The 13538-nt window shown below is 37.5% G+C and carries 17 protein-coding genes; all 17 read left to right on the top strand.

Translation table 11 applies throughout. The features are described from left to right. Window position 1: 1 nt before the first annotated feature. A complete protein-coding gene (locus RT445_RS05680; protein ID WP_274795985.1) occupies window positions 2-634 on the top strand; it encodes a chemotaxis protein CheC in 633 nt (210 codons plus the stop codon). Next, the gene (locus tag RT445_RS05675) at window positions 634-1140 is read left to right on the top strand and encodes a chemotaxis protein CheD (protein ID WP_396631730.1); all 507 of its coding nucleotides are present in this window, start codon (window positions 634-636) and stop codon (window positions 1138-1140) included. The genes RT445_RS05680 and RT445_RS05675 overlap by 1 nt, the downstream gene beginning before the upstream one ends. Continuing rightward, window positions 1140-1502, top strand: a complete 363-nt coding sequence (locus tag RT445_RS05670; RefSeq protein ID WP_313470072.1) for a hypothetical protein — start codon at window positions 1140-1142, stop codon at window positions 1500-1502. Before RT445_RS05675 ends, RT445_RS05670 begins: the two co-directional genes overlap by 1 nt. A gap of 364 nt (window positions 1503-1866) precedes the next feature. After that, window positions 1867-2268, top strand: a complete 402-nt coding sequence (locus RT445_RS05665) for a nucleoside deaminase (RefSeq protein ID WP_274795987.1) — start codon at window positions 1867-1869, stop codon at window positions 2266-2268. A 19-nt stretch (window positions 2269-2287) separates the two neighbouring features. Beyond that, window positions 2288-3511, top strand: a complete 1224-nt coding sequence (locus tag RT445_RS05660; RefSeq protein WP_313470069.1) for an amidohydrolase — start codon at window positions 2288-2290, stop codon at window positions 3509-3511. 28 nt (window positions 3512-3539) lie between these two features. After that, window positions 3540-4760, top strand: a complete 1221-nt coding sequence (locus tag RT445_RS05655; RefSeq protein WP_312505194.1) for an amidohydrolase — start codon at window positions 3540-3542, stop codon at window positions 4758-4760. Window positions 4761-5032: 272 nt separating this feature from the next. Further along, window positions 5033-5137: a DUF3311 domain-containing protein gene (locus tag RT445_RS05650; protein WP_313470067.1), complete on the top strand. Its 105-nt coding sequence runs from the start codon at window positions 5033-5035 to the stop codon at window positions 5135-5137. Between the two features lie 322 nt (window positions 5138-5459). After that, on the top strand, window positions 5460-6230 hold the full coding sequence (locus RT445_RS05645; protein WP_274795990.1) for a FliA/WhiG family RNA polymerase sigma factor: 771 nt from the start codon (window positions 5460-5462) through the stop codon (window positions 6228-6230). 23 nt (window positions 6231-6253) lie between these two features. Next, a complete protein-coding gene (locus tag RT445_RS05640; protein ID WP_313470063.1) occupies window positions 6254-6568 on the top strand; it encodes an RNA polymerase subunit sigma in 315 nt (104 codons plus the stop codon). 9 nt (window positions 6569-6577) lie between these two features. Then, window positions 6578-7156: a hypothetical protein gene (locus RT445_RS05635; protein ID WP_313470061.1), complete on the top strand. Its 579-nt coding sequence runs from the start codon at window positions 6578-6580 to the stop codon at window positions 7154-7156. 156 nt (window positions 7157-7312) lie between these two features. Next, window positions 7313-8032, top strand: coding sequence for a 30S ribosomal protein S2 (gene rpsB, locus RT445_RS05630; RefSeq protein WP_274795993.1), 720 nt, complete (start codon window positions 7313-7315; stop codon window positions 8030-8032). Between the two features lie 98 nt (window positions 8033-8130). After that, window positions 8131-9018, top strand: a complete 888-nt coding sequence (gene tsf, locus RT445_RS05625) for a translation elongation factor Ts (protein WP_274795994.1) — start codon at window positions 8131-8133, stop codon at window positions 9016-9018. A 216-nt stretch (window positions 9019-9234) separates the two neighbouring features. Then, the gene (gene pyrH / locus RT445_RS05620; RefSeq protein WP_274795995.1) at window positions 9235-9960 is read left to right on the top strand and encodes a UMP kinase; all 726 of its coding nucleotides are present in this window, start codon (window positions 9235-9237) and stop codon (window positions 9958-9960) included. Further along, entirely contained in the window at window positions 9960-10517 is a 558-nt protein-coding gene (frr, locus tag RT445_RS05615) for a ribosome recycling factor (protein WP_274795996.1), read from the top strand. The genes pyrH and frr overlap by 1 nt, the downstream gene beginning before the upstream one ends. 296 nt (window positions 10518-10813) lie before the next feature. After that, window positions 10814-11608, top strand: coding sequence for an undecaprenyl pyrophosphate synthase (locus tag RT445_RS05610; RefSeq protein WP_274795997.1), 795 nt, complete (start codon window positions 10814-10816; stop codon window positions 11606-11608). Then, window positions 11605-12405 (top strand): phosphatidate cytidylyltransferase, encoded by an 801-nt coding sequence (locus RT445_RS05605; protein WP_274795998.1) that lies wholly within the window; start codon window positions 11605-11607, stop codon window positions 12403-12405. Before RT445_RS05610 ends, RT445_RS05605 begins: the two co-directional genes overlap by 4 nt. A gap of 61 nt (window positions 12406-12466) precedes the next feature. Beyond that, a partial coding sequence (dxr, locus tag RT445_RS05600) for a 1-deoxy-D-xylulose-5-phosphate reductoisomerase (protein WP_313470057.1) occupies window positions 12467-13538 on the top strand: 1072 nt, incomplete at its 3' end.

Below are 13538 nucleotides of genomic sequence, written 5' to 3'. Positions count from 1 at the left end.
AATGACATTTAATCAAAAGATTACATCACTACATTTAGATGTATTAAAGGAAATTGGAAACATTGGTGCTGCGCATGCCGCGACAGCACTTTCCAATTTACTTGGGAAAAAAATTGATATGCGGGTACCAAAGGTAGAAATGGTGTCCTTTAACGATATGATGGAGTTGGCTGGCGGATCAGAAAATGTCGTTGTTGGTATTTATCTTCGCATTGAAGGTGATGCAGAGGGCAGTATGTTCTTTATTTTACCTATCGAACAAGCTAACCGCTTTATTCGTCGTCTTATTTTCGATGACTCATTTGACTTTAAAAAACGACCTGTTTCAGATTTAGGTTTATCTGCTATGCAAGAGATGGGGAATATTTTATCTGGCTCCTATTTATCTGCTCTTTCGGACTTTACTAATTTAAAAATTTACCCGACTGTGCCCGGTCTAAGCGTTGATATGTTTGGAGCTATTATAAGCATTGGTTTAATTGAATTATCACATGTGAGTGATAATGTTATTGTTATAAATACATCCATTTTTGAAGAAGGTGTGGAAGACCACGAAACAGTGAGAGGTCATTTCTTCCTACTACCAGATCCTGACTCTTTCGATGCAATTTTTAAATCATTAGGGGTTTCATGATGATGTTAAGCAGTAGTAGTGGACAAGTGATTAAAGTGGGAATTGCACAAATGGATGTAGTAAAACTTCCTAACACAATTCGAACTTCTGGTCTTGGTTCTTGTGTTGGCGTTATTTTATATGATGAGTCAAAAAAAATTGCTGGTTTAATCCATGTGATGTTACCAGATTCAAATTTAGGCAGAGCAGAGTCAATCAATGTAGCAAAATTTGCTGATACGGGTATTGCTGCAATGATTGATTTATTGAAGTTAGAAGGCGTTCAAAAATTTAAACTAAAGGCAAAAATTGCAGGGGGCGCGCAAATGTTTCAATTTACGTCTGATAAAGATACAATGCGCATTGGTCCCCGTAATGTAGAAGCTGTCAAACAGGAATTAAAAAAGCACAGCATTCCTTTAGTGGCCGAGGATACTGGTGGAAATAGTGGTAGAACGATTGAATTTAATCCTGCAACGTCAATATTACATATTCGAACAGTTAACCAAGGAGTGAGCGAAATCTAATGTTTGGTTCTATATTTTATAATCTCTGGGGAGCTTTAATTGCCTTTTCTCTTTATTTTTTTAGCACTTTTCTAAAACCGTATACTCCTCTGCGAATTATTATCGGCTCATTTATTGTAGCAATAATTGTATTTTTATTGATGTATATAGTGCGTTTTTTAATTGCTTACATCATGTTTACCCCAGAGGTAAATGAGGAAGTAGATGAAAGTGATTTAGGGGAAAATGGACTTGATTCAACGAAAGAAGCAGAAACTCCAGCAGCTAATTCAACGGTAGAATTTCAAGATGAGAATTCTGAAGAAATTGCACAAGTAGTACGAACAATGATGAATCGAGAAGAACAACAAGTGAATGCATAAAAGAGAGTCGCGAATAGCGGCTTTTTTTTATTGGTCTGTATAGGCTTTATTATATGAAAAACTTAAGTAAAACTAATTTTTTTTATATTATTCATATATGCAGTCTTCGTGTTAGCATATTGTACAAAGGATATAGATTTTAATCAGAAAACTTCAAATTATAAAAAGATTTGACGTTTATCATAGAATGAGTCCTTGTAATCACTTCTTGAAAAGGGCTATGAAAAGGACAAGGATGCCATTGTTTGTACCGTAAAAAGACGAAATGTTTTGACTAGAAATTTTTCAGGGCATCTTTTTTTATCATCATTTGGAATGAAGAGGCAGTGGAATAGTGAATTTCGCATTTCTAGGAGGGAAAGATATGAAACGGCAAGACTTTATGAAACAAGTGCTTGACTTAGCGCGGGAAAATGAAAGTACGAAACATGGTGCTCCTTTTGGCGCCATTGTAGTAAAAGATGGCCAAGTGATAGGGTCTGGCGTGAATGAAGTGACAGTTACCAATGATCTAACGAATCATGCAGAGATTCAAGCAATAAGACAAGCTTGTCATACATTGAAAACGACTAGTTTAGAAGGTTGCGAAATGTATGCGAGTACTGAACCGTGTCCTATGTGTTTAAGTGCCGTCTATTTTTCTAAAATCTCAACTGTTTATTTTTATAATGCTAGTAACCCTAGTCAAGATTATGTCTACAATCAACTATCTTTACCCCCAAAAGAGAGAGCCATTCAAATGGTTCAACTAGTTAATCTTCAATAAATTTTAGGAGGTTCAATGAATGACGCCAACAGCATATTGGTTAATAAATGTACGATTAGAAACGGCTTATCATTACAATAAGGGGACTGTTACAGGAACCAAAACAGCTCTTTTTAATGTTCTCATTGAAAATGGGGAAATAAAGCAGATAATTAGTGGAGATCAGCCGTTAGAAACGGATTTACCTAAACGAGATGCACGAAGTTATTTAATGCTTCCTGCTTTTAGAGATATGCATATTCATATTGATAAAACATATTTTGGCGGGCCGTGGAAGGCTCCTTCGATACCAACTGAAGGTCTTATCACAAGGTTAAAAGAAGAAGAGGTACTACTTCCAAGCTTATTGCCTGTTGCAGAGGAACGAGCGAAAAAGTTATTAGATTTACTTTTACACGCTGGTTCAACACATATTCGGACGCATTGTAATATCGATCCGTTTATTGGTTTGAAAAATCTAGAAGCTGTGTTACGAGCAAAAGAGGCCTTTCGAAATAAGGTAGCTTTAGAGATTGTGGCTTTCCCACAGCATGGGTTATTGCGTAGTGACTCCGTTTCTTTAGTAAGAGAAGCATTACGTAGTGGAGCGTCACTAGTAGGTGGCGTAGATCCAGCGACAATCGATGAAAACATTGAGAAATCATTACAAACGGTAATGGAGCTAGCAGTGGAAGCAAATGCAAATGTTGATTTACATATCCATGATCCAGGTCATTTAGGCATCTTTACCTTTAAACGATTAGCAGCCTTAACCGAGGAAGCAGGGTGGCAGGGAAGGGTGACAATTAGTCATGCGATGGCTCTTGCGGATGTTTCTAGGGAAGAGGCAACTGAAGTAGCAGCGTTGCTAGCGTACCATAGTATTGATATTACCTCATCAGTTCCAATAGGTCAGACAATTCCTATTCCATTATTAGATCAAAAAGGAGTACAAATCTCTTTAGGAGATGATAGTATTACGGATCACTGGTCGCCATTCGGTATGGGTGACAGCTTAGAAAAAGCAGGAACACTAGCTGAACGCTTTGGTTTAAGTGATGAACATTCACTTGCTCAAAGTCTAAAGTATATTACTGGAGGCGTGACACCTTTAAACAGTGAGGGACAACTTGTTTGGCCGAATATTGGAGATGAAGCGGATGTTGTTTTTGTTGAAGCAACTTGTTCAGCAGAAGCAATAGCAAGAAGAGCAAGACGAGTGGCAGTACTCTTTAAAGGAAATGTCGTTTCAGGAGAACTTTAATTTTTGAAAAAGAAGGGATCGTTATAGAATGAATTCTACTTTCTGGTTAACTAATGTACGTCTTGAAACGGGTTATCAAATTGAAAATGGAATGGTTTGCAAGACAAATACGGCTTGTTCTCATCTCTTAATCAAAGATGGAAAAATCGCAGAAATAGTTTCTGCTGATAGTCGATTACATGATGATTTCCCGAAAAACGATATGAAACAATTATTAGCACTACCTTCATTTATAGAAAAACATTGTCATCTGGACAAAACACTCTTAAGCGATCAATGGCGCGCAGTCACACCTGCTAACAATATTTTTGAACGCTTTGAGATTGAAAAAGAGGTGCTGCCAACATTGCACACAACCACACAACAACGTGCAGAGGAGCTACTGGCTCGTTATGTGCAAGCCGGCGTGACACATGTCCGTACGCATGTGGATTTATATCCTGAGGTAGGCTTGAAAAATTTAGAGGAAGTTCAAAAAGCTTTAAATACATTTGAAGGAAAGCTGTCCTATGAAATCGTTGCCTTTCCACAACATGGGCTCTTACGAACGAAGGCAGCAAATTTAGTAAGAGAGGCCCTTCATATGGGTGTCGACCTTGTAGGAGGGGTTGATCCTGCTACAGTTGATGGTGATATTGAAGCCTCTCTACAACAAATGGTGGAACTAGCTGTTGAAGGAAATGTAGGGATTGATTTGCATTTACATGATCCAGATCAACTGGGGACATTTACAATGAAACGATTAGCCCAATTGACTAAAGAAGCTGGTTTACAAGGCAAGGTAGCGATTAGTCATGCATTTGGATTAGGAGATGTTTCTAAAGCCGAGGCAGAAGAAATGGCAGATATTTTATGTGATGCGGGCATCACGATTGTGACAAGTGTTCCTTTACGTAGAAAATTCCCACCTGTTGGTTTATTACACAGTAAAGGAGTACCTGTTGCGATTGGTTGTGACAATATCTTTGATGTTTGGTCACCATTTGGTAATGGGGATTTATTAGAACGAGCAGGCCGTTTGGCAAAAAGTTCAGGATGGGGAAATGAGCGCTCATTAGCACAAACGCTCCATTTTATTACAGGAGGAAAAACACCGCTTAATCAAGCTGGCGAACAAGTATGGCCAAAAGTAGGAGATAGCGCGAACATGGTATTAGTTGAGGCTTCTTGCTCTGCTGAAGCAATAGCCCGCAGATCTCGCCGCATGGCCACTATTTTCAATGGTAATATTGTTTCCAATACAATTTAACATTTGATGATGGGATGGCACACCTAAATTCCAGTAAAATAGCCATCCCTTACTTATTTGTTCTTAATATTTTAATAGTTTGTAGGACAAGGTGGAAAAACATGTAGGGCTCTACATTTTGGATAAATGCTCTATTAGAAAGGGCTCTCACTATGAGAATAGCTTAGCAATCGAGACTATTACAGAAAAGGTACATATATTAATTGACAATGGCTTAATTACTTCTATTGTTCCTGTTACTACGCCATATTGTAATATTTAGAGAATATACGTTGAAACTTATCAAACTTTTAGCAATCATACCGTTTATTGGACTTCTTGTTGTCGTACCATTTGTTAATAGAGTAGAGCCATTTATTTTAGGACTGCCTTTCTAAAATTAAAGTTTAATCATTTCATCAGAATAAGAACTGTATCCAACACGTTCATCATAACGAGGATACAGTTTTTCTATGTAAATAAAAACTAAAGGAATATATTAGAGACTAAGAGAAACAAATGAAATTATAGTCGATTCTTGTTATAATATAGGAAAGATGGCAACAGCTTATTGATTTTTTTGCTTTTCGGGGTTCACGTCTAGATTAACTTTAATGTGGATTTAAAAACCGAGAAATCCTGTTGAATGAAAAATTTTAGGAGCGCATGTAGTCAGTGGCAAACGGGCGTGTAAAAGCGTTTTTTAGAGAGGTGGATTTCATGACACAACCAATTCTGAACGATGAGCAAAAACTATGGAATCGATGGATACATGAGCGTGATCCAGATGCTGGTGATTTACTTATAAAAAAATATATTTCTTTAGTGTCTTATCATGTCCAACGTATTGGTGCTGGTTTACCAAAGAGCGTTTCACGAGATGATTTAACGAGTTTAGGTATGGTAGGACTTTTTGATGCTTTAAATAAGTTTGATATCAACAGAGATTTAAAATTTGATACATATGCTTCGTTTCGAGTGAGAGGAGCAATCATAGATGGTCTACGTAAGGAAGACTGGTTACCGCGTTCTGCGCGTGAAAAGGCCAAAAAATTAGATGCTCAAATTGAGCGATTAGAACAAAAATATATGCGTCATGTAACACCTGAGGAACTTGCGGAGCATATGAATGTACCAATTGAAGATGTTTATCAGACGGTGCAGGAGCACTTTTTTTCCAATGTTCTTTCCATTAATGAACAACAAGATCAGGAAGAAGTAGAAGGTAAGTCATTTGTTATTCGGGATGATACGACAAAAACACCCGAACAAACTGTTATTAAAGCAGAGTTGCTAGAAGATTTGGCTGAAAATATTCAAAAGCTCAATGAAAAAGAACAACTTGTACTTAGTCTATTTTACACAGAGGAATTAACATTGACTGAAATTGGTGAAATGCTTGAGCTATCAACATCACGTATTTCTCAAATTCATTCAAAAGCGCTATTAAAGCTAAGAAAGCTATTATCTAGTGAAATGATTAATGCGTAAATATCCTTAGGGGAGAGATTCCAATGAGTTTAAAAGGTGTCGAATTGCAAATTGCTATTCCAAAAACATTTGAAGCTGGAAAAATCGCAGATCAGGCTCAGCAACAAGTATCAGCCCAACAAGCACATGCAAATGAAGCATTAAAAAAGGAAGTAGAACGCAAGCAGAAAATTGTCAATACATCAGAAGGTATGGACGAAATTAGTGAGGATGAAGATGCAGATGCAGGTGGGGAATATTTAAAGGGTATTTATAAAAAGAAGAAAAAGAAACGGGTTCAACAAGAAAAACAGGCAAAGCATCCGTTTAAAGGCAATTTCGTGGATTTCAGTGGATAGGAGTTTACAATGACAACCATACTAATAGCGGTACTATTCTTTTTACAGTTACTTTCATTTTACTTCCTTATTATTTTAAATACAAAGCTAGCAAAGTTTAAAGATTTGGAAAAGAAACAAGAACGCTTAATGCGGGAAATGGACGATACGATTAGTGTCTATTTAACTGAAATGAAAGATGAAAATGATCGTCTTATTAAAGAATTACAAAATGTTTCTCAACCAGAAGTAGCAGCGGGTACCATGCTGCAAGAAGAACACATTAGAGCACCAAAGGAAAGGGCATCTTCACCAGCAGTACAAGAGTCTCATAGTGATAGTTCTCTAAATTTAGATAAAGAATCTCGTAGCTATGTGCCTAAAAATGTTGTAGCGAATGCTTATTCCCGTCAGCAGCATACAAGTTCAAAAAGGATGCAATCAGCCTCGCCACCAAAAGTAGAGGAGCAAAAGAAACTTGAAAAAGTACTGACAGTGGAACAACAAGCTTTAGAATTAGCAAAGCAGGGTAAATCAACAGAGGAAATAGCGAAACAACTACAAAAGGGCAAAACAGAAATCGAGCTTTTACTGAAATTTCACTACTAAATTGTTGCGAATCAGTTAAAGCTATGATATAGTTGCAAATGGTGTTATTACTACACACGCATTTTGATGTAGTAAGTGGTGCTCTAAGCTTAGGGTAGCTTGTTGCAGATGATAAATGCGGAGGATAAAAACCAAACATACTAGGAGGAAATTCACATGTCAGTAATTTCTATGAAACAATTACTTGAAGCTGGTGTACATTTCGGTCACCAAACTCGTCGTTGGAACCCAAAAATGAAGAAATATATCTTCGTTGAACGTAACGGGATCTACATCATCGACTTACAAAAAACTGTTAAAAAATTAGAGGAAGCTTATGACTTCATGCGTCAAGTTGGTCAAGACGGTGGTAAAGTTCTTTTCGTTGGTACGAAAAAACAAGCACAAGAAGCGATCAAAGACGAAGCTGAACGTTCAGGCAACTACTACATCAACCAACGCTGGTTAGGTGGTACTCTTACAAACTTCGGTACAATTCAAAAACGTGTTGCACGTATGAAAGAAATCGAAAAAATGGAAGAAGAAGGAACTTTTGAAGTTCTTCCTAAAAAAGAAGTAATCCAACTTAAAAAAGAACACGAACGTCTAATCAAATTCTTAGGCGGTATCCGTGATATGCACGATCTTCCAGACGTAATGTTCGTGGTTGACCCACGTAAAGAACGTATTGCGGTTGCTGAAGCTCGTAAATTAAACATCCCTCTAGTAGGTATTGTTGATACTAACTGTGATCCAGATGAAATCGACTACGTAATCCCTGCTAACGATGATGCTATTCGCGCTGTTAAACTTTTAACTGCAAAAATGGCTGACGCTTTAATCGAGTCAAAACAAGGTGAAGAAGAAGCTCCAGCTGTAGAAGCTGCTGCTGAGTAATTCACGTTTACAAAAAGGTGATAAGTGGCTCAAAACCCTTATCACCTTTTTTAGAACCTATCATTAATAGTTCAACCAATTTGAGGAGGAAACACTAAATGGCAAACATTACTGCACAATTAGTAAAAGAATTACGCGAAAAAACTGGCGCTGGTATGATGGATTGTAAAAAAGCGTTAGTACAAACTGATGGCGACTTAGAAGCTGCAATCGACTTCCTACGTGAAAAAGGTCTTTCTTCAGCTGCTAAGAAAGCTGACCGTATCGCTGCTGAGGGTACAACTTACATTTTAGAACAAGGTAACGAAGCAATTATCCTAGAAGTAAATGCTGAAACTGACTTTGTTGCTAAAAACGAAAAATTCCAAGTATTAGTTGCTTCTTTAGCAGAGCAATTACTTGCTGCTAAACCAGCATCAGTAGAAGCTGCATTAGAACTTGTAAATGCTGAAGGTGTAAAAATTGAAGATCAAATTTCTACAGCTGTTGCAACAATTGGTGAAAAAATTACACTTCGTCGTTTCGAAATCAAAACTAAATCTGATGCAGATGCATTCGGTTCTTACTTACACATGGGCGGCCGTATTGGTGTATTAGTAACTTTAGAAGGTTCTACTGATGCAGCAGCTGCTAAAGATGTTGCTATGCACATCGCAGCAATCAACCCAACTTATGTTTCTCGTGATGAAGTTTCAGCTGAAGAAGTTGAACGTGAGCGTAAAGTATTAACTGAACAAGCTCTTAACGAAGGTAAACCAGAAAACATCGTTGCTAAAATGGTTGAAGGTCGTCTTGGTAAATATTTCGAAGATGTTTGCTTACTTGATCAAACATTCGTTAAAAACTCAGATCAAAAAGTACGTGACTTCGTAGCTTCTACTGGTGGTTCTGTAAACGGCTTCGTACGTTACGCTGTAGGTGAAGGTATCGAAAAACGTGAAGATAACTTCGCAGAAGAAGTAATGAGCCAAGTTAAAGGTAACTAATTTAGCTTGCATTTGATACTAATCAAATAATATCTAGATTTTCTAGACAAAAAATGGGGAACACAACATAGCGTGTTCCCTATTTTTCCGAAATGCACGAAAAAAATGCATATAATTTTCTATTCTGCCTTATTCACAACTAGCAATTATTGTTAGATATACTATAATGGAAAAGAGAATAGAGAGGTTTTAAATAAAGTCTTACGGAGGTTTACAATGAGTGTGCCGCAATATAAACGAGTAGTTATTAAATTAAGTGGTGAAGCGTTAGCTGGAGAAGCGGGCTTCGGTTTATCACCAAAAATAATCAAGGCTGTTGCAGAAGAAGTAAAAGAAGTAGTAGATCTTGATGTAGAAGTTGCTGTTGTTGTTGGTGGCGGTAATATATGGCGTGGGAAAATTGGTAGTGAAATGGGAATGGATCGTGCAGCAGCCGACTATATGGGGATGTTAGCAACAGTCATGAACTCTCTTGCTCTACAAGATGCTCTTGAAAAATTAGGCATTGAAACACGTGTTCAATCTTCTATCGTGATGACACAAGTAGCAGAGCCATACATTCGTCGTAAAGCAGTTAGACATTTAGAGAAAAAACGTGTTGTAATCTTTGCAGCAGGGACAGGTAATCCATTCTTCTCTACTGATACGACGGCCGCATTACGCGCAGCAGAAATTGATGCAGATGCGATTTTAATGGCTAAAAACAATGTCGATGGCGTTTATTCGGCAGATCCAAAAGTGGATGAGACAGCCATTAAATATGATACACTCACATACTTAGACGTTATCCAACAAGGCTTACAAGTAATGGATTCAACGGCTTCAACTTTATGTATGGATAACGATATCCCGCTAATTGTTTTCTCAATTACGGAGCCAGGTAACATTAAACGTGCTGTACAAGGTGAAAAAATCGGAACAGTTGTTAGGAGGAATGCATAATGACTAAACAAGTATTAGAACAAGCAAAAGAAAAAATGAATAAAACAATCGCAGCTTTCACACGTGAACTAGCATCTATTCGTGCAGGCCGTGCAAACGCATCTTTATTAGATCGTATTATGGTTGACTATTATGGTGCACCAACACCAATTAATCAACTTGGTGGTGTATCAATACCGGAAGCTCGGTTATTAGTAATTACACCTTACGATAAAACAATTCTAGGTGATATTGAAAAAGCAATTATGAAATCAGATATCGGTATCACACCAACAAATGATGGTTCTGTTATTCGTTTAATGATTCCAGCTCTAACGGAAGAACGTCGTAAGGAGCTAGTAAAGCAAGTGAAAAAAGAAGCGGAAGATGCAAAAATCGCTGTACGTAATGTTCGACGTGATGCAAATGATGATTTGAAAAAACTTGAAAAAGCTGGCGAAATCACAGAAGATGATCTACGAGGCTACGGTGATGATATCCAAAAGTTAACAGATGAATTCATTGTGAAAGTAGATCAAGTAGCGAAAGATAAAGAAAAAGAAATTTTAGAGGTGTAAACGACACGATTTACATGTCTTGATGGAACTTTTTGAGGAGATGAAGGCGTCCTATACATAACAGGACGTCTTTTCTCTTTATTGTTCATAGCGATGTGCTGATAAAGAAATTTAGAAAAGATCATTTATGACACAATCATCAAATTTTTAACAAACTCATTCTTTAATATGTGTATAGTTCTAAAATAAGCTAGTACATACATAGTCAATTTAGAGGGGAAAAAAAAGACAAAAAGCGCTTTTGTTTGTTATGATAGGTTAGTATACGTCCGATTAGTTGTAGTGGGGGAGTTAGCATGTTTAAAAAGCTATTAGGTAAACAAATAAATATGGATACACTATCATTGGAGGAGCGTGTGGACCTTGCTAAAAGCGAGCCGATTCCTGCCCATGTAGCGATTATTATGGACGGAAATGGACGTTGGGCGAAAAAACGAGCGATGCCACGTGTTGCTGGTCATCACGAAGGAATGAAGACAGTACGTAAGGTAACAAGATTTGCGTCAGACCTAGGTATTAAAGTCTTAACCGTATATGCATTTTCTACGGAGAATTGGAAGCGACCAAAGCCAGAGGTGGATTTTCTTATGCGACTACCAGTTGAGTTTTTAGGTTCCTTTCTACCAGAAATGATGGAGCGTAATGTACGTGTCGAAATGATTGGAGACCCATCTTTATTGCCTGCCCATACGCAAAAAGCATTGTATGAGGCAATGGAAGAAACGAAACATAATACAGGGCTTATCTTAAATTTTGCGCTAAATTATGGCAGTCGTTCTGAAATGGTTAATGCCATGAAAATGATGCTTCAAAAAGTGCAGGACGGTCATTTAACGATGCAAGACATAACAGAAGATTGCTTAACCTCTCATTTGATGACGGCTCATCTGCCTGAACCAGATCTATTAATTCGTACAAGTGGTGAAGTACGATTAAGTAACTTTATGTTATGGCAGCTCGCCTATACAGAATTTTGGTTTACAGATACATTGTGGCCAGATTTTAGCGAGGAAAACTTACTGGAAGCGGTCGAAAACTATCAGAAACGTAATCGCCGTTACGGTGGGTTGAAGGGAGAAGAAACAACTTGAAACAACGAATTATCACGGCAATAATTGCAGCAGCACTTTTCATACCATTCGTTATTTATGGTAAAGTACCGTTCACAATTCTTGTGCTTGCAATGGCTATTGTTGGTTTTTATGAAATATTAAAAATGAAAGGTATCTCCATTTTTTCTGTACCAGGTTTCTTAGGTTTAGTAACCTTAATTTTGCTTGTCATTCCGGGGAACTGGAGTGACAAGCTTGTAGAGACAATTGGCTATTCGTCTAATTTAATGGTAGTCTATGGCTTAATGATGCTACTACTTATTTACGTGGTCCTTGTAAAAAATAAAATCACTTTCGACGAAGTTGGCTTTATTTTATTAGGTGCATTTTATGTAGGGTTAGGATTCCATTACTTAATTGAAACAAGAAATGTTGGATTAGAGTATGTTGTCTATTGTTTATTAGTTGTATGGACAACAGATTCAGGTGCCTATTTTGTAGGACGAAAACTAGGTAAAAATAAGTTATGGCCAGAAATCTCACCAAAGAAAACAATTGAAGGTTTTATAGGTGGCATTGTTATTGCAGTCATATTTGCAATTGGTATGCAACTTATCTATCCATTTGCAAATGGTTATATCTCACTTGTCTTTGTCACGATTTTTGCCTCCATTATTGGTCAAATGGGCGATCTGGTAGAATCGGCTATCAAGCGTCATTTTGATGTAAAGGATTCAGGTAATATTTTACCAGGGCATGGTGGAATTTTAGATCGCTTTGATAGTCTACTATTTGTCGTGCCTCTGCTCCATTTTTTACATTTGTTCAATAATTAATCATTACGTCGAGACATCTTGTGAAATCATTTGCTTAGATAGAAAAAGGGGACAACTTGTTGTGAAAAAAATTAGTTTATTGGGTGCAACTGGTTCAATCGGTTGGCAAACCTACGATATTTTAAAAGATCAACGTGATGCCTTTCAATTAGTGGCATTTTCATCAGGAAGAAACATTGAAAAAACTAGAGAAATGATTGAAACATTAAAGCCTGAGCTAGTGTCTGTGCAGCTTGAAGAAGACGCATGTTCACTTGCAAAGGAGTATCCTCAAATCCAGTTTACATTTGGGGCAAAAGGACTTGTTGAAGTTGCGACACATCCGGAGTCCACAGTTCTAGTCAATGCAGTGCTTGGAAGTGTGGGACTAGAATCAACATTAGCAGCTATTCGTATGGGAAAAACAATTGCTATTGCTAATAAAGAAACACTTGTAACGGCTGGTCATTTAGTGATGGCAGAAGCTAAAAAACACAAAGCAACTATTTTACCTGTTGATAGTGAGCACTCTGCAATTTTCCAATCAATGAATGGAGAAAACCCTAAAAATATCGAACGTCTAATTATTACAGCTTCAGGTGGTAGCTTCCGTGATAAGACTCGAGATCAATTAAAGCATGTTACGGTTGCTGATGCACTAAATCATCCGAATTGGTCTATGGGTGCAAAGATTACCATTGATTCCGCAACAATGATGAATAAAGGGTTAGAAGTCATCGAAGCACATGTATTATTTGATATGCCGTATGATAAAATCGATGTACTTTTGCATAGAGAAAGTATTATTCACTCTCTAGTTGAGTATCATGATACTAGTGTCATTGCTCAGTTAGGCACACCAGATATGCGAGTACCAATCCAATATGCTTTAAGCTACCCAGATCGTATACCGTTACATAATGGTCAGCGGCTAAATTTAGCACAAATTGGTCAGCTCCATTTTCAAGAGATGGACTTTGAGCGTTACCCAGCTTTGCGTTTAGCGTATGAGGCTGGACGTATGGGTGGTACTATTTTAACAGCAATGAATGCAGCAAACGAAGCAGCAGTTGCAGCCTTTTTACAAGGAAAAGTCACATTCCTTGAAATTGATGAGACGATTGAACGTGTGATGCAAGCACATCAAAACATTG

It is taken from the genome of Lysinibacillus sp. (genome assembly GCF_032093475.1).
GTDB classification, from domain to species: Bacteria; Bacillota; Bacilli; order Bacillales_A; family Planococcaceae; genus Lysinibacillus; species Lysinibacillus irui.
This window is presented reverse-complemented; position numbering and strand designations above follow the sequence as displayed.

Bases quoted from the DNA above. Each gene is read 5' to 3' on its own strand.
- RT445_RS05680 (WP_274795985.1), top strand. From the start codon at position 2: ATGACATTTAATCAAAAGATTACATCACTACATTTAGATGTATTAAAG.
- RT445_RS05675 (WP_396631730.1), top strand. From the start codon at position 634: ATGATGTTAAGCAGTAGTAGTGGACAAGTGATTAAAGTGGGAATTGCA.
- RT445_RS05670 (WP_313470072.1), top strand. From the start codon at position 1,140: ATGTTTGGTTCTATATTTTATAATCTCTGGGGAGCTTTAATTGCCTTT.
- RT445_RS05665 (WP_274795987.1), top strand. From the start codon at position 1,867: ATGAAACGGCAAGACTTTATGAAACAAGTGCTTGACTTAGCGCGGGAA.
- RT445_RS05660 (WP_313470069.1), top strand. From the start codon at position 2,288: ATGACGCCAACAGCATATTGGTTAATAAATGTACGATTAGAAACGGCT.
- RT445_RS05655 (WP_312505194.1), top strand. From the start codon at position 3,540: ATGAATTCTACTTTCTGGTTAACTAATGTACGTCTTGAAACGGGTTAT.
- RT445_RS05645 (WP_274795990.1), top strand. From the start codon at position 5,460: ATGACACAACCAATTCTGAACGATGAGCAAAAACTATGGAATCGATGG.
- RT445_RS05640 (WP_313470063.1), top strand. From the start codon at position 6,254: ATGAGTTTAAAAGGTGTCGAATTGCAAATTGCTATTCCAAAAACATTT.
- RT445_RS05635 (WP_313470061.1), top strand. From the start codon at position 6,578: ATGACAACCATACTAATAGCGGTACTATTCTTTTTACAGTTACTTTCA.
- rpsB (WP_274795993.1), top strand. From the start codon at position 7,313: ATGTCAGTAATTTCTATGAAACAATTACTTGAAGCTGGTGTACATTTC.
- tsf (WP_274795994.1), top strand. From the start codon at position 8,131: ATGGCAAACATTACTGCACAATTAGTAAAAGAATTACGCGAAAAAACT.
- pyrH (WP_274795995.1), top strand. From the start codon at position 9,235: ATGAGTGTGCCGCAATATAAACGAGTAGTTATTAAATTAAGTGGTGAA.
- frr (WP_274795996.1), top strand. From the start codon at position 9,960: ATGACTAAACAAGTATTAGAACAAGCAAAAGAAAAAATGAATAAAACA.
- RT445_RS05610 (WP_274795997.1), top strand. From the start codon at position 10,814: ATGTTTAAAAAGCTATTAGGTAAACAAATAAATATGGATACACTATCA.